A 24,886-nucleotide genomic window follows, 5' to 3' on the forward strand; every position below is an offset into this window, starting at 1 on the left:
AGTGGCCATTGTATGTGGATTATAAATGATTGTTACTAATAAAAAACAAACGAACTAATGAAATATTTTTTACTAATGCTGTGCTTGTCTCCTTTATTTATGGTAAGTCAAACACAGAAGACACAATCACCAAATATTATCTACATTTTGGCAGACGATTTAGGTTATGGCGATGTGAAAAGTTTTAATCCTGAAGGGAAAATTCCAACGCCAAACATGGATAAAATGGCAGAAAATGGTATCATGTTTACCGATGCGCATACCTCGTCTGCTGTATGTACGCCAACGCGCTATGGCATATTAACCGGGCGTTACAATTGGAGAACACCTCTAAAAAGTTTTGTGTTAAGCGGCTATTCAAAATCGCTTATAAAGCCAGAACGTGTCACAGTTGCCAACATGCTAAAAACACAAGGGTATAACACGGCTTATATTGGAAAATGGCATATGGGTTGGGATTGGAAACTTATAAATAATAACAAAAACCTAAACATAGATAAACTAAAGGCCAAGCCAGAAGTAGATTTTAGTGCGCCAATTACTAATGGACCTTCTACACATGGTTTCGATTATTCTTTCGGATTTTGTGGATCCTTAGATATGGCGCCTTATGTATATGTTGAAAATGATAAGCCAACCATGGTGCCTACTAAAACGACAGTTTCAGTTGATGAAAAAGGGATTTGGAGAGCAGGATTAACGTCAGACGATTTTAATCATACCAATGTGTTGCAAGATTTAACCGATCGTGCCGTAACTTATATTAAAAAAGAATCCAATGCTGAGGCACCATTCTTTTTGTATTTCCCATTACCAGCACCACATACACCAATTTTACCAACTACAGAATTTTTAGGAAAAAGTAACACCAATATGTATGGCGATTTCGTGATGCAAGTGGACGATGTGTTACGTCAGATTAGAGACGTGTTAAAGGAACAAGGCATTTCAGAAAATACCTTGTTGGTGTTTACCAGTGATAATGGCTGTTCACCAAAGGCAGATTTTGAAGAATTAGCGAAAGTCGATCATGATCCGAGTTATACCTTCCGAGGAACAAAAGCCGATATTTTTGAAGGGGGTCACCGCGTGCCTTTCATTGTTGAATGGCCAGCAAGGGGTTTGAAAAAGTCAAGTTCAGATAAAACCATTTGTACAACTGATTTTTTCGCGACTTGTGCCGAGGTAACAGGTTATAAAATGAAGGATGCTGAAGGCGAAGATAGTTACAGCATGTTGCCTTTAATTACAGGAAAGCAAGATGCCGAAATTCGAGAATATACCATACATCATTCGGTTAATGGATCTTTTGCCATTAGAAAAAGCGATTGGAAATTGATTTTATGTCCAGATTCTGGAGGTTGGTCTTACCCAACACCACAAGATGTGAAAAAAGAACACTTGGATTTACCAGACATGCAATTATATAATTTGAAAGATGATATTGGTGAGACAAAAAATCTTATCAAGCAATATCCAGAGCAAGCTGAAGAATTAAAAGCCGCACTTAAAACAATCATCTTGGACGGCAGAAGTACACCTGGCGCGATTCAGGAAAATGAAGGTATGGACGGTTGGAAACAAATAGAAACGATTATTAATTAAAACTAGAATGAAAAAACACGCCTTATTTTTAATACTGTTCACTGTAGTTTCATGGCAAACTAGAGCACAGACTGTTTTAAACTATGATACGCCTGCCAGTCCGTTTACAAAAGCAGAACGTAACAATTACCGAAAAATGGGATTTATGCAAGAGGCACTCCCTTTAGGTAATGGCCGTTTGGGCGCCATGTTTTCAGGAGGAATCGCAGAAGACCACATCATGCTAAACGATATCACGCTTTGGATGAATACTAAGCGCGGCCTAGATTCGGTAGCACAATCTGGTGTGAAAATGGGTGGTTACAAACATTTTGAAGAAGTACGAGCAGTCTACGAAGAAGGACGTTACGGAACCGGTGAAGGCAGTATGGAAGCGATGTCGACTAAATATTTGAGCTCCACCCAACCTCTAGGGAGTTACGCGCCATTTACAGATGTGTTTATTACCACGGGTCATGATAGTACTTCAGTTTCAAATTATACGCGAAGCTTAGATGCTCACTCAGGCATTGGAACCGTGGATTATAATATAGGTAGTGGGTATTTTACACGTGAATATTTTTGTAGCCATCCAAACGAGGTGATGGCTATGCGGTATACCGCACAAAATGCGACATTAAATCTGAAAATTTCGACGACTACTTTGCATGATGTTCATCAAGTGACCTCAGATGGAGCTTATATAATATTGACTGGTGAAGCGCCCATGGTACAAGATCCTATCCGCTTTCAACAACTCATGTTTGTCGATGCTGGTGAAGGAGAATTAATTCAAAATGAAGATGGTTTTTTACAGGTTAAAGGCGCTACAGATGTGAAAATTTATGTCACAGCTTATATCGATTATCTCCCTGTTTATCCCAGGTTTAAAGGACGCGATTATAAAACGGATTCCCAAAATAAGATGGATGAAGCACTAGCAATGGGTTATAGCAAGTTAAAGAGTGCTCATGTAACCGATGTGTCTGCACTTATGGACCGTTGTCAGTTAAAATTGGATTACAAACCTTCAGGGTTGACTACCGATCAATTAATAAAAAGAGGCGCCAGTATAGAATTAGAAAATTTATATTTTAATTATTCGCGCTATCTTCAAATAAGTAGTTCACGCACGGCGCCTGTACCTTCAAACTTACAAGGCCTTTGGAATGGTCATCTCAAACCCGCTTGGAATGCCGATTATCATAACGATATAAATGTGGCTATGAATTACTGGATGGTCGAAACCGCAAACTTACCAAAGTCTTTTAAGCCCTATGTGGACTGGATGAAAATTCTAGCAGAATCTGGTGAATATGTAGCTAAAGAGGCCTATGGTGTACAAAATGGTTGGAGTGTGGGGCTCAATTCGAATGTCTTTGGGTTCACGGCACCTAACGTTCATGGCAGGCGCATGCAACAATCTGGCGCTTGGTTGTGCCAGAATCTTTTCGAGCATTACGCCTTCAATCAAGATAAAACTTATTTAGAAGATATCTATCCCATACTAAAAGGTGCGGCTGAGTTTTATGTGGACTTTTTAGCACCTTGGAAAGATGGCTCGCTAGTAGTTTATCCAACTTGGTCGCCTGAGAACACCTACTTGTCTAAAGAATTTGGCAAGTTAAATAAGCAAACCTATGGCGCCGCTTGGGATCAGCAAATGGTGTTGAATTTATTTACCGATTGTATTGAGGCTGCAACGGTTTTAAATAAAGACGCAGCCTTTAGAGCAAGCCTTCAGCGGATAATTCCGAAGCTATCACCTCAAAAAATAGGGCAATACGGACAAGTACAAGAGTGGCCAGAAGATTGGGATAGCCCAACCGATCAGCATCGGCATATTTCACATTTAATTGCCTTGCATCCGGGACGTGATTTTTCACCATTAACCACCCCAGAATTAACAGATGCAGCCCTTATAACCATGAAGCATCGCGGCGATATTTCTACGGGTTGGAGTACGGCTTGGAAAACTAATTTTTGGGCAAGGCTTCATAACGGCGATAAAGCCCATCAGTTTTATCAGTTTTTAACGTCTCAGCGGGCCTATGCTAATCTGTTCGATTTTCATCCACCCTTTCAAATCGATGGAAACTTTGGTGGTGTTTCAGGGGTTTGCGACATGTTATTACAGAGTCATCTAAGAAGTGCCGATAATACGGCAAAAACAATAGACGCCGCAGCATTTGTGGCCTATCAGCAAGACCCTAAAACACCAAATCATTTTATCGCTGTTGCGCCTAATGAGACTTTAGCAGAGGCTCCTTATATTTTACATTTGTTACCGGCTTTACCTTCAGCTTGGTCTAAAGGAAGCGTAAAAGGATTGCGAGCGCGTGGCGGATTTGAAGTAGATGTAGCCTGGGAAAACGGCAAACTCAAGGAAGCTAAAATTCACGCCACCACAGATGGTGCTTTCAGAGTATATTCCGAAGGAAAACTCAGTAATGTTATTACTTTGAAAACAGGAGAGTCTAAGACTTGGACCTATTAAGACAGACAAAATATTCCAACAAATTATGATTACAATTAAACCGCTAACCAAAAATAAATAAATATATATGAAGGTGTTTTTAGTGGCATTTTTTCTATTGGTTTCAAACCTACTCGTACGGGCAGAATCAATTCGTATTAAAGATACCATCACGCCTGATAAAACGATGGTCTATAAAACCATAGATAATACGAAGTTATCGCTTCATGTTTTTAATCCGAAAGGCCATCAAATCACCCATCAAACTCCTGTTATTGTCTTTTTCTTTGGTGGCGGATGGGTTGGTGGTAATCCGAAACAATTTTATGAGCAATCCCGCTATTTTGCAGACCGTGGTGTTGTGGCTATTTCAGCAGAATATAGAGTCCATAAAACGCATGGGAGCACGCCTTTTGATGCGGTTACCGATGGAAAATCGGTCATGCGTTGGGTACGTGAACACGCTTCCGATTTAGGCATTGATCCTAATAAAATTGTGGCAGCAGGAGGCTCTGCAGGTGGTCATGTGGCGGCCTGTACTGGTAGTATTGAAGGCTATGACGAAGTAGGAGAAGATTTATCCATCAGTTCGAAACCTAATGCGATGATTCTCTATAACCCTGTGTTAGATACTACCGAGAAAGGCTATGGTTTAGCTAAAGTTGGAGAATCGCGTAAAACAGATATTTCACCCAATCATCATATTAAAAAAGGTATGGTGCCCACTTTAATATGTCATGGTAAGGCTGATAAAACGGTGCCTTTTGAAAATGCAGAACGCTTTTATAGCGCGATGAAAGAAGCTGGAAATACCTGCCAATTAGAAGCTTTTGAAGCTAAAGGTCATGGATTTTTTAATAGTTCTTTTTTTCGTGGAAATAAAGCCGATAAAATTGTTTATACCGAATTAATGCAAAAAAGTTATGCCTTTTTAAAAGCACAATTCATTAATTCGGATGTGAAGCCAGCAAATCTTTTTAGCGATCATATGGTGCTTCAACGCGGCATGCATGTACCAGTTTGGGGAACAGCAAAGGCCAGTCAAGAAGTTATTGTTTCGTTTGCTGGACAACAGAAAACCGCAAGAGCAGATGTTTATGGTTCATGGCATGTTCAGTTAGATACACTGCAACCCTCAAAAACAGGACGTGATTTGATTATTTCAGGTGAAAAAGACACCGTTATTTCCGATGTTTTGGTGGGCGAAGTTTGGATTTGCTCTGGACAATCCAATATGGCCATGCAGCCTAAGGCCGTTCCAGAGATTGAAGCCTTAGTTTCTAAAGCCAAACACATAAGAAGTTTCGAAGTCAATCGCACGGTTTCATTGCAAGAAGAAGCTGAGGTAAACGGTTCATGGTCAGCCCAAACTTCTAAAAGTGCTGTTGGGTTTTCCTTTGCGTGTTTTTTAGAAGAAGCTGGCGATATGCCTGTTGGTATTATTCATAACTCTTGGGGAAGTTCTTCTATAGAAGCTTGGATGCCAAGAGCCATGACCAAGGAGTTTGATTATTACAAGACTATAATGGATGATTTTGATGATGATACTTTAACTCAAAATCGTATTAAATATATCGTAGCTAAAGGTGAAAACCGCACGATTAAGGAAGATGTTTTTCTTCGTAGACAGCCAAACATTTTATACAATGCCATGATGAAACCCTTGGCTCCTTACGCTGTACGAGGCCTCGTTTGGTATCAAGGAGAGCGCAATACACGGTACATCTCAGGTGTTCCAGAAGTTACAAAAGCCAATTGGTTTCATAAGGTGTCTGGGATGAAAGAATATGGTGGTATTTTGAGCGCTTGGATCGAAGAGTATCGAAAAGTATGGCAAAATGATGCTATGGAATTTATGGTAGTTATGTTACCAGGATATGGAAAAGGAACGGTGAACACGCCAGAAATTGACCCGAATGATCCTACCGCAGAATCTTGGGCGTGGATGCGAGAATCACAACTTCAAGTATTAAAACTTCCAAACACCAGTGTTATAAATACGATAGATTTAGGTGCGATTAAAAACATTCACCCAAAGGATAAACTACCAATTGGGCAACGTTTGGCTTTAGAAGCGGCTAAACAAACACTTGGGCAAAATATTATTGCTGAAGGACCAAAAATGAAGCTGATAGTCCTTAAAAAACAAAAGCTGATTGTAAATTTTTATAATGCTGAAGGTTTAAAAACTACCGATGGTAAATCGCCAACAGGGTTTTGGATTTCAGATGAGACAATGCAATGGAAATCTGCCCAAGCAAAAATCAAGGGTGAGACCGTTATTTTAAAATCAAAAGCTATAAAAAGGCCAATATATATTCGTTATGCTTTTTCGGGAAAACCAGATGTGAATTTGGTAAATGGCGCGAATTTACCAGCCTATCCATTTAGGACAGATTCCGAAGATTGATGCTGTTATGATTAAAGAATTGGCTTAAAATACACAACTATGAAACTAAAACTTGTTAATATGAATTATCTCGTCCTTTTTTCAGCTATACTATTAACCGTATCCTGTACGTCTAAAAAGAAATCTCAGTTGGAAAAAGAAAACCATTCAGCGGACAGTCTACAAAATACAGAAGGCCATGAAGCCTCAATAAACTATGCAGATGATGTTAAATTTATGGCCGATTATATTGATGTGATTCAGCTTACCGATGCATCTCAGGAATCAAAAGTAGCCCTATCCGCAGCGCTTCAAGGACGTGTTATGACGAGTAGTGCATTTGGAGACCAAGGCAGAAGTTACGGTTGGATTAATCGTGAGTTGTTTGCCTCTCGCGACACCTTGGACCATATTAATGTGTTTGGAGGCGAAGAGCGGTTTTGGTTAGGGCCAGAGGGCGGTCAATATTCTATTTTCTTTAAAAAAGGAGCGGAATTTACCTTAGAGAATTGGTACACACCGAGACTAATCGATTTAGAGCCTTTTGAGGTGAAAAGTGTGTCTTCAGAAAAAGCTGTGTTTACTAAAAAAGCGTCTTTAGAGAATTATTCTGGATTCACATTCGATATGGGTATTGAGCGTGAAATTAGTATTCTATCTAAATCAGAACTTCAAAAAGCATTGGGATTATCATCGCTTGCAGATGGCATTAAAACAGTGGGCTATCAAACTAAAAATACCATGACCAATCTAGGGGAAACAGCTTGGGAAAAAGACACGGGGTTACTCTCTATGTGGATGCTTGGAATGTTTAATCATTCACCACATACTACTATATTAATTCCGTTTATTAAAGGTGATGACGCCGAATTAGGTCAGGTGGTAAACGATAATTATTTCGGAAAAGTACCTTCAGACCGTTTAAAGGTAAAAGACGGTGTCATCTATTTTAAAGGTGATGGTGAATACCGCAGTAAAATAGGACTGTCGCCTAGGCGTGCCAAAAGTATTGCAGGCTCTTACGATTCTGAAAACGGCGTGTTAACTATTGTAAAATATAACAAGCCAGCAGGGATTACAGATTATGTGAACTCCATGTGGGAAATTCAAGACAAACCGTTTGAAGGCGATGTTATTAATGCCTATAACGATGGCGAACCAGAACCTGGAGCAAAACCTTTAGGGCCGTTTTACGAGTTAGAAACATCATCGCCGGCCTTAGCTTTAAAGGCGGGAGAAAGTGGAACACATATACAGTTAACTTGTCATTTAGAAGGAGATTCGGAAAGTTTAAACCCTATTATAAAGGAATTATTTGGCGTAACTGTTGATGATATTAAAGCCGCTTTCAACTAAAAATAGGCCTTAAAATATGAAGCTTTTTAGATTCGGACTATTATTCTCGATTTACCTATGTGCCGTTTGAGGCTGTTTTAGAGGAAGCAAAGTGGCGTTGTATGAAGGTGAGGTTCGTGTACCAGCATTTATGGTTTGGCTAATATAGCGGCCAATCATTCAAAAATGGTTGAGAAGATGAAGATTCAATTACAAGATTGGATTAAATCATGCAAAAACAGTGATGAGGGAAATGATTATTAATCCTGTGTTTCCCGAGAATTAAAACTAAATAACCGAAAAAAGATGCAATTGAAACTCTTATTTATAATGCTAATTATGTTTACTTCTAGCTTGTACGCTCAAAGTAAGCAAGAAACTAAAAAACCGAATATCCTTTTTATTTTTGCAGACGACCAAGCATTCAATACCATCGGAGCACTTGAGAACTGTCCAGTAAAAACGCCTAACTTAGACAAGCTAATGGAGCGCGGGGTGTCCTTTTCTCATACTTACAATCAAGGTTCTTTTACGGCTGCGGTTTGTGTGGCGAGCAGAACCATGTTGGCTACAGGTGGTCATCTTTGGCGAGCAGCATCTTATTCTAAAAAAGCACAGAATATTAATGGTCCTAATAGTCCAAACCAGACTTTTAAGTTTAATATACCTTTTAAAATGCCCGAGAAATATTGGCCTCAATATTTGAAAGAAGCTGGTTATGATACTTATATGGCTGGAAAATGGCATGTTGCAGAAGTAAAAGCTAAAGATATATTTGATTTTACTAAAGATGTGCGTAGAGGCATGCCAAATCAAGCACCTAAAAGATATGAGCGTACTTTTGAAAAAGATAAACCAGACACTTGGTCACCTTACGATAAAACCTTAGGAGGGTATTGGAAAGGAGGTAAACATTGGAGCGAAGTGTTAGCAGATAATAGCGCTGAATTTTTAGAGGCTGCTAAAACACGTGATCATCCGTTTTTTATGTATTTGGCATTTAATGCGCCACACGACCCCAGACAAGCTCCTAAAAAATTTGTAGATGGGTATCCTGCAGAAGCTATTGAAGTTCCAGAAAATTTTATACCTGAATATCCTTATAATGTACAAGCCGGAGCGGGCAGAAAATTACGTGATGAAAAGTTAGCGCCTTTTCCTAGAACGCCATACTCAGTACAAGTTAATAGGCAAGAATATTATGCCAGTATCACTCATATGGACGAGCAGATTGGGAAAATATTAAACGCTTTGGACGCCTCGGGGAAAGCAGATAATACATATATCTTTTTTACTTCCGATCATGGTTTAGCAGTAGGAGAACATGGTTTTATGGGAAAACAAAACATGTACGAGAGTAGTATGCGAGTTCCCATGATTGTGTGCGGGCCTAATATTCCAAAAGGAAAGGTTATAGATGAGTTTGTTTATTTACAAGATATAATGCCTACTACTTTAGAGCTTGCAGGCCTAGAAAAACCATCTCATATAGATTTCAATAGTCTATTACCAATGGCCACAGGAAAGGCGAAAAACAGCAATTACCCCGTGGTTTATGGTGCTTATTTTGGTTCTCAAAGAATGTATAGAACCAAAGATTATAAAATGATTATTTATCCAACGGCTAATGTTATTAGGTTATACGATATGAATAAAGATCCCATGGAAATGAAGGATTTAGCTGAAGATAAACAGGCTTATCAAACGCTGTTAAAAACTTTATTTAAGGAATATCAAACATTACAAACGGCAATGAAAGATCCTTTAGAGCTGAGCGCTGTTTTTGAAAATTTTATGAATAAAAAATAAAACCATCCCAATGAAAAAAAGAATGACACTAAATATTCGATTACAGAACATATTTATAGTTATGATTTTGGGTGTTTTAACCAGTTGTAACTTTAAAAGCAAAACCGATGCACAATTAATTACAGATAAGCCATCCGATACATTAACAAAAACGATAAGCTTTTCATATCAAGATATAACAGGTATTGGAAAAGACAGCAAGTATAACAGACGGGATAATAGTGATATTATAAAAGTTGGAGACACCTATTATGTCTGGTATTCGCGAATGGATAGTCCGGTAACTTCTGGGTATTGGGCAAATATATGGTATGCGACCTCTAAAGATGAAGGGTACACTTGGCAAGAACAAGGTTTGGCTTTAGATTTGGGAGCCCAAAGCGCCTTCGATAGTCATTCTGTGTTTACGCCAAATATATTAGTGAGAAACGGGAAATATTACCTGTATTATACAGGTGTAAAACCAACGCCAGGCCATGCAAAGGCTGAGTTTGAAGGTAATCATACTACAGATTTTACAGCCATCGGACTTGCGGTTTCCAACAGTCCTGACGGGCCATTCAAACGTATTGAAAATAATCCTGTGCTGGATATAAGTGAGACCCCTGAGGCTTTTGATAGTTATAGAATTGATGATGCCAGCCTGTTGGTTAAAGACAACAAAATCTGGTTATACTACAAAGGGAGGTCCATTATTCACGGCTCTAAAGGTCCAAAATTAACCGAAATGAGTGTCGCTTACGCGGAAAACCCAGAAGGTCCTTTTATTAAGCATGAAGGTGCCCTTTTAGATAAAAGTCATGAAGTACTTATTTGGAAAAAAGATGGAGGCGTAGCATCGTTAGCATCCATTAGTAAAACCATTAATTACGCCAAAGATGGTGTGCATTTTACAACTTTAGTAGATGGTTTAACTAACATGCCTAAAGCGCCAGGCTTATATCGTCCTGATTTGGAAGATGGAAATCAAGGTGAAAACACGCCTGGTTGGGGTATTGCCATGAAGGTTAAAAAGGGAGAAGCTTATTTGGTACGTTTCGAGATGGAGTAAAAACTAGCTTTAAAACGCTGCATGTTTTTTTTTCTACGGGTTTTTATTTTTTTGTCATGCGATGGTATTGAGGAATCTCACGTATTATGAAATAAGGCTTCAGTCGTAACGCCTTCTGAATAACAAAATCAAGATAATTTAAATATCATGACGGTTTTCGGACAACCAGTTTATAAATAAAAGGATTGCTATTTGCTTTATAAAACTATAGCGAATCCTTTAATTTTTTAAACTCATTTTCTAAAAAGGCCAGTTTGTTTAAAACTTGACTGTTTTTTATGTCTGGAACTCTGTTGTGGAATACATATTTAATATGCCAAAGCTCAATGATTTCAGAATAGGGTAATATGCTTTCGTCTATGCCAGCGTGGTCTGCCCTTAGAATAAATTCATTATTGCTGGCAAATATTCTTTTTAGAAGCAATGCCTCCTTGGTTAGAATTAAAAAAACATCCGGACGGGTTATTTTTTCATAATCATTTTTTGAGGTCCACTCACCAATAACAATGTCCTTTGGGAATAACCCATTGTTTTCAGAAGACATTTCTAAATTATTTACCACAAATGCTCTTAGCTTTTTGTCGCTGTTAATAGGTAAAGTGATGGGTGTTAAGTCATTTATAAAATTGGTGTTTGAAGCCAGTTTGATGTAATTATTATGATCCTCAAATGTGATGCATGGTATTTCGGTAAATTTCTTCTTTATAACCATGTCATGATTACCTTCCAGTTCACCACGAAATTTGAATAATTGATTTACAGTAAGTTCCTTAGTTAAGATAGCATCTATGGTTATGCTAAAATAATTAGCAATCTTAATAATAGTCTCTATTTTGGGTTCGCTACGCCCTTCTTCGTAAGCGCCTAAGGTTCCGCGTTTTAAGTCAAATATATCAGCAAAAGCCTGTTGGCTTAATGATTTTACACTTCTTATTTTTTTTATGTTTTTTCCGAATAAAGACATTTTTTTGCTAATTTTATTTGCAAATTGAATTATTTTTCTTAATTTAGTCTAACAATATTAGCGAAAATAAAAATATGTTGCTAATATTTTTAGTTTAAAATGCATTTTAAAGTAAAATAACCAGCTGCTTTAATGCGCTTAATTCTGAATTTTATGAGCACTTTTAAAGCGCTTTAAATGGTAACTTGTAGGATTCTTTGACACGGTCTTAATACTTTTTCGTATTATTAGCCTGCTAAAAAAAATAGTACTAACTGTAAAAACCAATTATGAAAAATCATTTCCAAATTACGAGAGATTTTTTACTTGAATTAAACTTTAATATAACCCGAGAAAATCCTGACGATGGTTTGTTGGTAATTCAAAAAGAAAATTCTGGAATTCGAAATCTTATTATAGGCGTTGCGCCACCAATTTTAATCATGGAGCAGTTTATTTTTAAGATCAATAATCAGTCAGAGAAAATATTTAAAAGCCTTTTACAAAAGAATAGAGACATTGTTCATGGCGCTTTTGTGTTAGACGATTCTGGCGAAAAAGTAATTTTTAGGGATACTTTACAAGTGCAAAATATGGATTTAAATGAATTAGAAGGTTCTTTAAATTCTTTAAGTCTATTAATGAGTGAATACTCAGATAAAATCATTGAATTTTCAAAATACTAAAAACAAACATTATGAACATCTTTAGAAGATTATTTAAAATAGGAGAGGCAGAAACAAATTCTGCAATTGATAAAATGGAAGATCCCATTAAAATGACCGAGCAAGGCATAAGGGATATGAAATCTGATCTTGAAAAAAGTTTAGAAGCTTTAGCGCAAGTAAAAGCCTTGGCCATACGTGCTAAAAATGACCAGGAAGCGTTTCAAAATAAAGTCGATGAATATAAAAATAAAGCGATTATAATTTTGAAAAAGGGTCACGCACAAGAGCTTGAAGCTACTGAAGCCGATCGTTTAGCTAAACTGGCATTGGAGCAAAAAGAAGCTGCAGAAAATCAGCTTTTAAGAGCTAAAGAAGAGACAGTTAAGTTTGATAATAATGTAGGGCAACTTCAAAAAAATATTCAAAGTATTAAATCGAATATTGGGAATTGGGAAAATGAATTGAAAACCCTGAAAGCACGTGTTAAGGTAAGTAACGCTACCAAAAACTTAAACAAGCAAATGGCGGAATTGGATAGTGCTGGAACCGTGTCTATGCTTGAGCGTATGAAAGAAAAAGTGGCTCAGGATGAGGCGTTGGCTGAAGCTTATGGCGACATTGCAGAAGGTTCAAAATCGGTTAATGATGAAATTGATAATGCCGCAAATACTTCTGAAGCTAAAGCAGATAATGAACTTGAGAAACTAAAAGAACAATTGGGAATGAAGCCCACTAAAGACAACTAATCTTGAAAGAACTAACTAACATACTTTTTTCAGAAGTCAATATGGTACTCAGCATATTGCTAATTCTCCTAATCTTGTATTGGATAGTTACCATGATTGGGGGCCTAGATTTCGAACCTGATTTTGATATCGACCTAGACATTGATGCAGATATCGATGCCGATGTAGACTCAAGTATAGAAGGAGGGAATTTGGATTTTGAAGACATCTCGAACACCGAAATCAATAAAGAAGACGTTGTTGGTAAGAAACGCCAACCTTTAAAGTGGTGGCAGATTTTTTTAATCTACTTTAATTTTGTTGGTCTACCCTTCATGTTCACGTTTACGTTCTGGATTTTTGTCTGGTGGTTTTTAACCACGATAACAACTGCCGTAACTTATACATACGATCATTTTTTAGGATTTGCCATAATGCTTATTGCTTTTTTTCCTGCTCTAATTATAACCAAAATTCTAACAAGTCCGTTTAAAAGTTTCTTTAAAAACTTAAATAAAGATGGCGATGCTCCCATTGATTATTTAGGAAGAAAAGCAACATTGTTGTCATCAATTTCTGATGAAAAAATGGGGAACGCCGAGGTGAAAGTTAATGGAGACACCATGTCTATATACGTGAAGTCACTAAACGGAGAATCTCTAACTTACGGCGCTAGTATACTCATTATAAAAAGATCGGCCGATCACAATTATTACTTAGTACAATCTTATAACGAATAATTAATCTTAAACACTAATTAAACTAAAAATGGAATCAATTTTACCAATTATTGGCATTGGAATAGGCGTTTTACTGTTCCTAATCATCGTTTACTTCGCGATAATCGCGATGTTCTATAAAAAAATACCACAAGGTCAGGCACTTATTAGAACCGGTTTTGGTGGTACAAAAGTAGCAACCGACAAAGGTTTATATACCGTTCCGGTTTTTCATAAAACCGAAATTATGGATATTTCTGTAAAGAAAATCCAAATTGAAAGACTCGCTCATGAAGGTCTTATTTGTAAAGATAATATGCGAGCAGATATTAAAGTCGCCTTCTTTGTTCGCGTTAATAATGATGTGGAATACATCAAAAAGGTGGCGCAAACTATAGGGGTTGATCGGGCTTCCAAAATAGCCACATTAGAAGATCTTTTTGAAGCAAAATTTTCAGAAGCACTAAAAACAGTTGGAAAAAAGTTCGATTTTATTGAACTATATGAAGCCAGAAGAGAGTTTCGTGATGAAATTGTAAACATTATAGGAACCGATTTAAATGGGTACACCCTAGAGGATTGTGCGATCGACTTTTTAGAACAAACCTCTGTAAAGGAACTAAAGGCAGATAATATTTTAGATGCCGAAGGTATTAAGAAAATTACCGAGCTTACCGCCGTTCAAAACATGAAGGCAAACTTGATTAAGCGTGACGAAGAAAAAACCATTCGTAAGCAAGATGTTGAGGCTAGAGAAGCCATTTTAGAGCTGGATAAGCAATTGGCTGAAAAAGAAGAACAACAAAATCGTGAAATTTTAAATATTAAAGCGCGTGAAGAGGCTGAGATATTAAAGGTGAACGAAGAAGAGCGTTTGAAATCTGAAAGTGCTAGAATTGTAACCGAGGAAAAAGTAAAAGTTGCAGAGGAAAATATGCAACGTCAGGTTATTGTTGCCCTTAAAAATAAAGAACGTACAGATGCCGTAGAATCTGAAAGAGTAGAGAAAGATAGATTGTTAGAAGCTACCGAGAGAGAGCGTGTGGTTACCTTAGCTCAAATTGAAAAGGAGAAAGTTGTTGAGGTTGAGAAGAAAAACATTCAAGACGTTATTCGCGATCGTGTTATGCTTGAAAAAGGTGTGGTTGAAGAGCAGGAAAACATGAAAGATATTCAAGCTTTTAAAACAGCCGACAGAGATAAACAAGTTAAAATTACAACGGCTGAAGCTTTAGCTGAAGAAGATTTAATTAGAACTACAAAGGCTGCCGAGGCACAAAAGCAAGCTGCTAAACAGAAGGCTGAAGAAATTAATATTGAAGCTTTAGCCCATAAGGAAGCCAGTGAGAAACAAGCCGAAGCTCGTAAAATATTAGCCGAAGCTCAAGCTAAAGAAGAAGCGACCGTTGGTATGTCTGAAGCCCAAGTGATGCACGCTAAAGCAGATGCGCATGAGCGTCAAGGATTAGTTGAAGCTAATATTATTGAGAAAAAAGCTAAAGCGGAAGCTGCAGGGGTGGAGGCCAAGGCAGATGCTAAACGTAAAGATGGTGTTGCTGAGGCGGATGTAATTAAAGAAAAAGCACTTGCTGATGCTTCTGGAATTGAGGAAAAAGCTGCTGCTATGAAGAAACTTGACGGTGTTGGTAAAGAACACGAAGAGTTTAAATTACGACTTAACAAAGAGCTTGAGGTAGATCTTGCAAATATTAATATTCAGAAAGAAATTGCCGACGCACAAGCACAAGTTATAGGTGATGCCTTAAAAGCTGCGAAAATTGATATCGTTGGTGGTGAAACGATGTTCTTCGATCAAATTGTTGGGCAAATCACAAGAGGTAAAGGTTTTGATAGGTTAGTAGAAAACTCTAATAATATTCAAGAAGTGAAATCTGCCATTTTAGGAAGTGACGATGTTAAAGGAAATCTTTTAGAAAAAGTGAGCAATTTTGCTTCTAAATATGGCATTTCTACAGAAGATGTTAAAAACGTAAGTATTGCTAGCCTAATTGCAGATTTAAAGTTGAAATCTGATGATAAGGACGAACATACCATGCTTGGAAATCTTTTAAACATGGCTAAAGGCCTTGGGATTTCAGGAAGTTCTATTTCAAAGTTGGGCAAATAAAAATAAAGAGGCTGTACAAAAAGTGTTAAAGCACGTCATTCTGAACTTGTTTCAGAATCGCATCATGTTGATAACCAGTCGTTATGAGAACCTGAATCAAGTTCAGGTTGACGAAAACTTTACTTTTTAGACAGCCTCAAATTTTTCAGCTAAACCAACTAACTAGAAATTATAATTTAAAAATTCAGGATAGGATATCATGACTAATAAACCTATGAAGGAAACGCATGCTCAAAAATTGGATGTTGGCACCTATGAGGTGATACAAAACCGACTTCAAAAACAAAAAACTGAATTACAACAACGGCTTAAAAAACTGAATGCAGGGAGAAAGGATGTTTTTGGTTCTTTAGAAACCAAACTCATTGCTAACGATCGCATTAATACAGAAAATAATTGCATCGCTAGAGATATTGTTTCTCTTGGGAATACTTGCGTTTTTGGCTATAATGTGCATTTTGGATTAAGAACAGACATTGCGCTTAAAGACGTTATGAGTGTTTACGAGTTCAAAGCAAATACATTTGAGCCTGTTACATTGAAGCTTTTAGAAGATGATGTTTTTAATTCCGATTTCGAAAACCTTTATAAATATTATCGAAATACCATTTTTTCAAAATTCGCCATTATTGGGAATTACCTGTATATGGTGTTTCAGTTAAGCGAAAGTGTTACCGATATTAAAGCCTTTAAATGGTTAATTAAAGATAATACGTTACAGTATGTAGATAATCGTAGCGAACATGAATATAAGCTACCAAAACAACATGAATTTAACTGGCAAGAAGTATCTAGAGATATGCACCGTCATGGTGAACATGCCCATGTATCCATTTTAGATCGCGTATTTGTAGAAACTATTGGAGGTGATTTAACGATTAAAATAGAAGATAATACCGAGGACGGTCGTGGTATTTACTCCGAAGATGTTGAGTATCGTGATCAAACCTTAGACGATGCCCAGTACCGCTTTGCAAACCTAGGGAACCTCATTGTTTTAGATGTTAAACCGTTTCAGGAAAGTTCTCGATTTTTTGTTTATAATCATAAACTCAAGGAAGTTCAGAAAATTGATAGTATCCAAGATACTTGTGTGCTACTTCCAGATGATCACGGTATTATTTTTCCAACAGGTTATTATTTGCAAACGGGAGAATATCATATTTTTGATAACAGTATTTCCGATGTGAAGTTTCAAGAGAAAGTAACGTCACCAAATGGTGAAGACTTTCTGTATGTGTTTTACTCGTCCAAACACGGGCTCTATAATTTAATGAGCTATAACGTGATCACTCAAAAAATTCAAACCCCTATTATTTGTAATGGGTTTACCATTCTAGAAAATGGTGAGTTGTGCTATTTTAGAAATGAAAATGAGCAGACACGCCATCACGTCATTCAGATTTGGCAAACGCCTTATTTAAAAACCGATTTCATGCCTTCAGCACATGAAGATAGCCTGCTTTATAAAATCGGGAATAAGGATATTGTAAAGGCCATGGCTGAGGTTAACGGTCTCATTAATCTTTTAAATAAAAAGGATAATTATGATGGTTTGTATTCAGATTTAGCCAAGCGTTCTAAAGATATTCTAGATTCTTATTATTGGTTGCATGAAACCGAAACTCTGCAGTTAAACGAACCTTTAAATGAAATAAATCAAGCGGCAAATGCGGCTATAGATGAGTTTCAGAAGGTATTGCAGTTAAAGAAAAACGCAGGGCAGCAAACCGCAGAAATTAAGCAGAAAGCGGATCAAATTTTCAATAAAATTAAAAGTACAAGCTTTAGGAGTATTAATGATTTTGTGAACTTTCTAACCCAATTAAGGGGCCTTCGTGGTGAAGCCATAAGTCTGAAAGATATTCGCTATGTTGATGAGGCATTTATTGATACTTTAGAGGTAAGTATTGCAGAGCAGACCTCTACCATATCCGAGCGTTGTGCCACTTTTCTATTGGACGATAAAGCTTTAAAACCCTATGAGGAAGCTGTTCAAGAAAGTGAAAAGGTCCTTGAGAAAGTAAAAAAGGTTGTCGATGCTAAAGTATTAGAAGAAAAAGTAAACAACATATCAAAAGATCTTGAACTACTTATAGATATTGTTTCGAATTTAGAAATAGAAGACACCTCGCATTCTACAGGGATTATCAATAATATTTCACTGATTTTCGCTACGATAAATCAATTAAAAGCCGCCATTAGAAAAAAGCGTAAATCGCTTGGCAGTGAAGAGGCTCAAGCCGAATTTGCTGCACAATTAAAACTCATCGATCAGAGTATCATTAATTACTTAGATATTGCAGATGTTCCTGAGAAATGTGACGATTTTCAAACAAGAATTTCCATTCAGTTGGAGGAGCTTGAAGGAAAGTTTTCCGATTACGAGACGTTTATTAGTCTTATTTTAGAGAAGCGGGAAGAGGTGCAAAATGCTTTTCAGGCCCGAAAAAACAGTCTTATTGAAAGACGGAATAAGCGTGCTATGGTTTTTCAGAAATCGGCAGAGCGAATTTTAAAAGGGGTTAGGAAAAAGATGGAATCCTTTACTGAAATTGCCGATATCAATGGCTATTTCGCTTCAGATATCTTGGTGAATAAAGCACGAGACCTCGCCAAGCAGCTTCAGGAAATGGACGATAGTGGGAAATCTGAAGAGATTCTATCCTTACTAAAATCTGCTCGCGAAGATGCATTAAGAAAGCTGAAAGATAAAAAAGAACTTTACGAAGACGGTGATAATGTGATCCGTTTAGGGAAACATAAATTTGGGGTAAATAACCAAGAGCTAGACCTAACAATTGTTTTTGCCGACGGCCATTTGAAATACCACCTTACAGGGACAGATTTTTATGAAAATATTGAAAATGAAACACTTTTAACTTCTGAAGAATTTTGGGATCAAGATTATATTTCTGAAAACAAAACCATTTATAGAGGTGCCTATTTGGCTTATAAAATCTTTCAAAAAGATAAAGAAGCCATATTAGAAAAAACACCAGAAGCCCTTTTAAAATGGGTTCAAAGTGAAAGTAGTAAAGATTATTCTGAAGGTTACATAAAGGGTGTTCATGATTTAGATGCCACCAAAATATTAACGACACTTATTCAAAAATATAAAACGCTAGACCTTTTAAGGTTTCACCCCGAAACGAGGTCTTGTGCGCAATATTTTTGGCATTTCACAAGTAAAGAAAATCAGCAATATCTTAATGAGACCATAAAAGCTGCTGGTGAAGTTATTCAATATTTTCCAAATACGAATGAGTATGATTTCATATTAAACAAGCTTCAAACAGCTATTTTGGAATTTGGTGAAGCTTCCGGGGTTTATGATGCTATTTATGCTAAAGATGCGGCGCGCTACCTTTTTGAAGAGCTTCAAAATGACGATGATTTTCAAAAAAGTGGTATTGCCATTCAAATTAAAGAAGCATTTTTAAAGAAGTTAAAAGCGCAAAAGGCCGATCTTAAATTTAGGAAAAGTTTAGATACCTTAGAAGCTAACGAGGCCAAAGTAGCCTTAATTCGGCAGTGGATTAAAGCCTTTTTATCAAGTGAAAACCCTGAAGGTATTTATCTAAAACTTAAATATGTTAATGAAGTGGTGTGTTTAATCTTGTTTGAAGATGAGGCTGTTTTAAATACAAAATTCACATCACCTTCAGAAAATATTCTGGGCTTATTGGGCGATCATTCGACTATTAATAATGGCGTATATCAGTTTAATTATCATGATTTTATAGCGGTTCATAGTCGTTATTTCGATATAAAAGTACCAGCATTTAATGCGTTTAGAAAAGCAAAACATGAGGTCACCGTTCAGTTAAAAGAAGATTTAAAATTAGAAGAGTTTAAGCCTGGGATTTTAAGCTCTTTTGTGAGAAATAAATTGATAGATCAAGTTTATTTTCCGCTATTTGGAGATAATATGGCCAAGCAACTGGGAACCGTTGGTGCTCAAAAAAGAACAGACAGAATGGGTTTGTTATTGCTTATTTCACCTCCAGGATATGGTAAAACGACCTTAATGGAATATATAGCCAATAGGCTTGGTTTGATTTTTATGAAAATTAACGGACCAGCTATTGGGCATGATGTCACATCGGTTGATCCTGCTTCAGCAACAAATTCCGCCGCACGAGAAGAGCTTAAAAAATTGAATTTAGCGTTTGAAATGGGCAATAATGTGATGTTATATTTGGATGATATTCAGCATTGCAATCCGGAGTTTTTACAAAAATTCATTTCCCTTTCCGATGGCACTCGAAAAATAGAAGGTGTTTATAATGGAAAATCTAGAACTTACGACCTTCGTGGAAAGAAATTTTGTGTGGTTATGGCCGGAAATCCATACACCGAAAGTGGTGATAAATTTAGAATTCCAGATATGTTAGCCAATAGAGCAGATATCTACAATTTGGGTGATATTATTGGAGATACGGCGCATTTATTTAGATTGAGTTTAATAGAAAACTCATTAACGGCTAATCCTGTGTTGCACCAATTGAGTTCAAAGAGTTTTGAAGATGTTTACGGTCTTCTCGATCGTATTGAAAATGATAATCAAGAAGTGCAGTTAACAGGCAATCACACCAATCAAGAGGTGCAAGAATATGTTTCTGTTTTAGAAAAAGTGATCCAGATTAGAAATTCGGTACTTAAGGTGAATGAAACTTACATAAAAAGTGCCGCAATGGAGGATGAATATCGAACAGAACCTTCCTTTAAACTTCAGGGATCCTACAGGGATATGAATAAATTGGTAGCCAAAGTTGTTCCGGTGATGAACGATAAAGAGTTGAAAACACTGGTGCTTTCGCATTATGAAAGTGAATCGCAAACCTTAACGTCTTCAGCCGAGGCTAACTTGCTTAAATATAAAGAGCTTGTTGGTGAATTATCTCTAGAGGAAACGGCAAGATGGGAGACTATTAAAGAAACCTTCCAAAAAAATAATAAGCTTAAAGGCTTTGGAGATAAAAATGAAATGGCACAATTGCTTTCGCAAATGATGCAGTTTTCTGAAAACCTTGAGGGTATTCGAGAAGCTTTACAAAGCGGATTTCAGAAATAGTAAAGATTATAAAATTACATTTTTAGAAGTTTTATAAAACCCGTAAAGTTGTTTGGCAACCTTACGGGTTTTTAGTTTTGTTAAACCGATTAATCGTCTGTCTAAACCTGTGTTGTAAATTGAAACACCAACCATTAACACCAAATAATTAGGAAGTTTTAAAAAAAAGCTTGAAATTCGCGGCGTGAAAACAGTAACACTTTTTTTAGCCTTATTTCTGCTTTTTAAGCCAGTACTTCCATTGGTGGAATACGCTGTTTTCTACGATTACATTAAAAATGAACTTTGTGAAAACAAAGAAATTGTTGAAATGCAATGTAATGGAAAGTGCCACTTAGCTAAAGAAATGGCGAAAGCTTCCGAAGCTCCAGAGAATGGAAATGATGAAAAACAAATGGCTTTTGAAACCCTAGTTGTTTTTTATCAGGAAATCACTAATCAGCTTATCACCCCATTGGTCATCTTCAATAAAAACAGCATATTTACAAATTATAATCTAGAATATTCTTATTTAAATCTAGATTCTGTTTTTCACCCACCTCAAGTTTAAAAATCTTTTTTTAGAATAAAGCACTGTCGATTTATATCGATAGCGGTTCGTCTATTTATATTTTTACGGCTGTCTTACTACGCTTACTTCTAAAATCCACAAGTTATTTTCCTTAGTTTGAAACTCTTTTTTAGGTGTTATTCAGTAACTATAAACTGTTTTAAAAGATAAACTTGCGTCAACCTGAACTTGTTTCAGGTTCCCATCACAATTGGTACACCATATGATAGGATTCTGAAAATATATTCAGAACGACGAACGAAACAATTTTTAGGCAGCCACAGGTTTTAGGATCGCTTGAAACTAAGATTTCAAAACTAAAAAATTGGTAAACTCTGGGGATTCCTATGAGGTGTTGAACATATAATAAAGCGCTTGTTATGTGTGTAAAACAAGAAAAACAGTTTTTTAATCATGAAATATGCAATCTATTTGCTGCTTGCTATCTGTGCGATGGTAACTGCTTGTACTGTTGAGAAAACAGACTACGATGCTGAAATCGCTACCGATACTACCGAATACTTCGATTTTGAAGAAGTAACTACTATAAAAAAAGGTGATTACAAGGTAACTATTGAGGCCTTAAACGGTACGCTGTACAAAGGTTATAATGAAATTCACATAATTATAGTGCATGCTCAGACCGATGAGCAGATTAAAAATGCAGACCTCGCTTTTTTACCCATCTTAACAGATGCCAATGGTAATAAGTCTTCTTGTCCGCATGAATACAGCTTGAGTTATGATGCGATTAACGGTTATTACCAAGGGTACTCGGTTTTTACTAATGCAAGTAGCACAACTTCAAGTTGGGATTTGTATATCGATTTCGCAATTGGTAATGATTTGAATAAGCTGGTTGAAAGTGTTACAGTTGAAGAGCAAGTGAATAAAAACTTAAACATGACAGCCTTTACAGGACAAGATAATAACCAGTATTTTATCGCCTTAGTAGCGCCTCAAAGTCCTGATGTTGCCAAGAACGATTTGGTTGCTGGTATCTATAAATTCATACAGCCTAATCAACCTGCTGGAGATTTTCCAGATCCCTCGCAGTATACTTATGCCATTGTTGATGATCATAGTTTGTTATTAGATCCAAGAATGCCAGAACCTTCGATGGGAAATCATTCTTCGCCTTATAATGAAAATTTGACACAAGGAAATGATGGCTTATACCATGGGGTTGTGAATTATACGATGACGGGAAACTGGACACTGAATTTCATTTTTCAGGATGTTAACGGAAAAACCATAAAAGGGACTGAAGTTCCAATAGATTTTACACCAGGAATTGAAGGTAAAAAAAGTGAACTTTATATCGATATCTTATTTTAAAATGCGCTTTCTAACACTCATATTACTAGTTTTTGGCCCTTGGGTTCAAGCGCAAAACACGCCTGTAACAAGCGATAGTTTAGATGTGGTGTTAGATGAGGTTTTAATTGTTGCAGCTAAAAAAGCTAAGATTGAAACCGACATGAAAATGGCAGTTTCGGTTGATGAGTTTTTAGCGTCTTCAGATAATATAAGCTTTGTAAAACGTGGTGCTTATGCTTGGGAACCATTGCTGAACAATATGAGTACCGAACGTTCAACAATTACCATTGATGGCATGCATGTTTTTGGTGCTTGTACCGACAAAATGGACCCGGTAACAGCTTATGTTGAAAGTAATAATTTATCTGATATCGATATCAAATCGGGGCAAGAAGGCAGTTTAAATGGAGCAACCGTTGCTGGAAGTATCGATTTAAAGCGAAAAAGTACCGCATTCGGACGGGCAAAAACCTGGGATGGGGCGTACCAAACAGGTTTTGAGTTTAATAATAAGCAGTTTTTTAACCTGGGTAACATGTCGTATTCTAGTGATAAATTAGTGGTTGACGCCAGTATGTCGCATAGAAAAGCAGATGATTATTCCGACGGAAATAACGATGAAGTAGACCATTCACAATTCACAAAGTTTAATACCTCTTTGGGCCTTGCCTATAAAACTAGTGATTTGTCATCCTTGCGTGTTGATGCCATTTTCGATCAAGCAAATGATGTGGGGTATCCAGCACTTCCAATGGATTTGTCATTGTCCAGAGCGCTTATTACATCTGTGGCTTTTAAGCAGTTTTTTGAAAAAGGACTTGTAAAAGTATGGGATTCCAAAGTGTATTTTAATGCGGTTGAACACTACATGGACGATACCACGCGACCAGAAAATTTGGTTCATATGGATATGCCTGGATGGAGTACCACCTATGGGTTGATATCGAAAGTTAATCTTAAGGGTGAAAATTATACAGCCGAAATTCAGCTAAACGCTTACGATAATTTATCCATTGCTGAAATGCGCATGTATCCGCAAGATCGTAGCGAAAGAACCATGTTTGCCTATAGCTGGCCATGGGTCACCACACGCTATGCGGGACTTTCAATGAGCAATGCTTGGGATATTTCTAATAGAAGTCAGTTGAACTTTGGAGGGTCTTTAGGTGTGAATTACAATTATTCAAAGTACATAGAATTCAACAGGATTTTTCACCCAGAAGCTTCACAAGAAAAAACACGATTTCTACCAAATGTATATGCCAGTTATCAATGGGATAATCAAGGGTTTAACTTTTCTATTGGTACAGGTTACGGCCATCGAGCGCCTTCAGTTTCCGAAGGTTATGGCTATTATATTTACAATAGTTTTGATCGTTACGATTACATTGGTGATCCCGATTTAGAAAATGAAATTTCTTATGAAGTTAATGCTAGTGCTGGTTTTACTCATAAAAAAGGCGGTATAAAAGCACAGGTGAATTATTTCTACATTCAAAACTACATCATAGGAAGAATTTTAAGCGCTGGAAGTCCGATGAATTATCAGTCGGTTGGTGTTAAGGGGTATACCTCGTTGGATTATGCAACGTTGTTTAATTTCTCATTGAATGCTAATTACAGCATCTTACAAAATGTGCATTGGAAGGGCACACTAACCTATGCCCGTGGTTTAGATGATAACCAAAACAACCTGCCGTTTATTCGGCCGTTAAGCTATCAAACAGGTTTGCATTACTCCTATCGTAAATTCGGGATTCAGGCGGCATTAAATGGTGATTTGATGCAGGTGAACTACAGTCCGGAATACGGTGAAGATGAAACACCGTCTTACACCAACTTAAATGTTTCAGCAGATTATAGCTTTTATATCAACAATTATAAAACAGTCGTTCAAATTGGTGCCGAAAATGTGTTCAATACCTATTACAGCACCTATGCCGACTGGGGGAATATCCCAAGAATGGGGCGTAATTTTTTTACGTCTTTAAAAATAAATTTATAACAACAAAAACAGGTGTTACAAACTATTAAACACGCATAATAACAGCTCGTCACCCTGAATTTATTTTAGGGGCTCATCATAAGATATGGGCTTATAAACGGGATGTG

15 protein-coding genes are annotated in these 24,886 nt (G+C 36.9%); 14 read left to right on the forward strand and 1 reads right to left on the reverse strand.

What is annotated here, in order from left to right; translation table 11 throughout:
* The first annotated feature begins 57 nt into the window (after positions 1-57).
* The 6 genes from KO493_RS06735 (at position 58) to KO493_RS06760 (ending at position 10,644) form a co-directional block, all read left to right on the forward strand.
* The gene (locus KO493_RS06735; RefSeq protein WP_216067181.1) at positions 58-1,605 is read left to right on the forward strand and encodes a sulfatase family protein; all 1,548 of its coding nucleotides are present in this window, start codon (positions 58-60) and stop codon (positions 1,603-1,605) included.
* Between the two features lie 7 nt (positions 1,606-1,612).
* Positions 1,613-4,081 (forward strand): glycoside hydrolase family 95 protein, encoded by a 2,469-nt coding sequence (locus KO493_RS06740; RefSeq protein ID WP_216067182.1) that lies wholly within the window; start codon positions 1,613-1,615, stop codon positions 4,079-4,081.
* 67 nt (positions 4,082-4,148) lie between these two features.
* Positions 4,149-6,470: an alpha/beta hydrolase gene (locus KO493_RS06745; protein WP_216067183.1), complete on the forward strand. Its 2,322-nt coding sequence runs from the start codon at positions 4,149-4,151 to the stop codon at positions 6,468-6,470.
* Between the two features lie 39 nt (positions 6,471-6,509).
* Positions 6,510-7,805 carry a DUF6786 family protein gene (locus tag KO493_RS06750; protein WP_216067184.1) on the forward strand — a complete coding sequence of 432 codons (1,296 nt, stop codon included), beginning with the start codon at positions 6,510-6,512 and terminating at the stop codon, positions 7,803-7,805.
* 318 nt (positions 7,806-8,123) lie between these two features.
* A complete protein-coding gene (locus tag KO493_RS06755) occupies positions 8,124-9,593 on the forward strand; it encodes a sulfatase-like hydrolase/transferase (protein WP_252723172.1) in 1,470 nt (489 codons plus the stop codon).
* Between the two features lie 10 nt (positions 9,594-9,603).
* The gene (locus KO493_RS06760; RefSeq protein WP_216067186.1) at positions 9,604-10,644 is read left to right on the forward strand and encodes a family 43 glycosylhydrolase; all 1,041 of its coding nucleotides are present in this window, start codon (positions 9,604-9,606) and stop codon (positions 10,642-10,644) included.
* A gap of 205 nt (positions 10,645-10,849) precedes the next feature.
* Here KO493_RS06760 and KO493_RS06765 read toward each other — a convergent pair whose 3' ends face one another.
* Entirely contained in the window at positions 10,850-11,608 is a 759-nt protein-coding gene (locus KO493_RS06765) for a helix-turn-helix domain-containing protein (RefSeq protein ID WP_216067187.1), read from the reverse strand.
* Between the two features lie 269 nt (positions 11,609-11,877).
* On the opposite strand from KO493_RS06765, the gene KO493_RS06770 reads away from it, so the two are divergent.
* The 8 genes from KO493_RS06770 to KO493_RS06805 all read left to right on the forward strand — a co-directional run bounded on the left by KO493_RS06770 (position 11,878) and on the right by KO493_RS06805 (position 24,779).
* Positions 11,878-12,273, forward strand: coding sequence for a YbjN domain-containing protein (locus KO493_RS06770; RefSeq protein WP_216067188.1), 396 nt, complete (start codon positions 11,878-11,880; stop codon positions 12,271-12,273).
* An 11-nt stretch (positions 12,274-12,284) separates the two neighbouring features.
* Complete coding sequence (locus KO493_RS06775) at positions 12,285-13,001, forward strand: PspA/IM30 family protein (RefSeq protein WP_216067189.1); 717 nt, start codon at positions 12,285-12,287, stop codon at positions 12,999-13,001.
* 2 nt (positions 13,002-13,003) lie between these two features.
* Positions 13,004-13,720, forward strand: a complete 717-nt coding sequence (locus KO493_RS06780) for an OB-fold-containig protein (RefSeq protein WP_252723173.1) — start codon at positions 13,004-13,006, stop codon at positions 13,718-13,720.
* A 28-nt stretch (positions 13,721-13,748) separates the two neighbouring features.
* Positions 13,749-15,827, forward strand: coding sequence for an SPFH domain-containing protein (locus KO493_RS06785; RefSeq protein WP_216067190.1), 2,079 nt, complete (start codon positions 13,749-13,751; stop codon positions 15,825-15,827).
* 199 nt (positions 15,828-16,026) lie between these two features.
* A complete protein-coding gene (locus KO493_RS06790) occupies positions 16,027-20,904 on the forward strand; it encodes a DNA repair ATPase (RefSeq protein ID WP_216067191.1) in 4,878 nt (1,625 codons plus the stop codon).
* 184 nt (positions 20,905-21,088) lie between these two features.
* Positions 21,089-21,454 carry a hypothetical protein gene (locus tag KO493_RS06795; protein WP_216067608.1) on the forward strand — a complete coding sequence of 122 codons (366 nt, stop codon included), beginning with the start codon at positions 21,089-21,091 and terminating at the stop codon, positions 21,452-21,454.
* 414 nt (positions 21,455-21,868) lie between these two features.
* Positions 21,869-22,792: a hypothetical protein gene (locus KO493_RS06800; RefSeq protein WP_216067192.1), complete on the forward strand. Its 924-nt coding sequence runs from the start codon at positions 21,869-21,871 to the stop codon at positions 22,790-22,792.
* Between the two features lies 1 nt (position 22,793).
* Entirely contained in the window at positions 22,794-24,779 is a 1,986-nt protein-coding gene (locus KO493_RS06805; RefSeq protein ID WP_216067193.1) for a TonB-dependent receptor plug domain-containing protein, read from the forward strand.
* Positions 24,780-24,886: the final 107 nt, after the last annotated feature.

This window comes from Pseudotamlana agarivorans, from assembly GCF_018860245.1.
GTDB classification, from domain to species: Bacteria; Bacteroidota; Bacteroidia; order Flavobacteriales; family Flavobacteriaceae; genus Pseudotamlana; species Pseudotamlana agarivorans_A.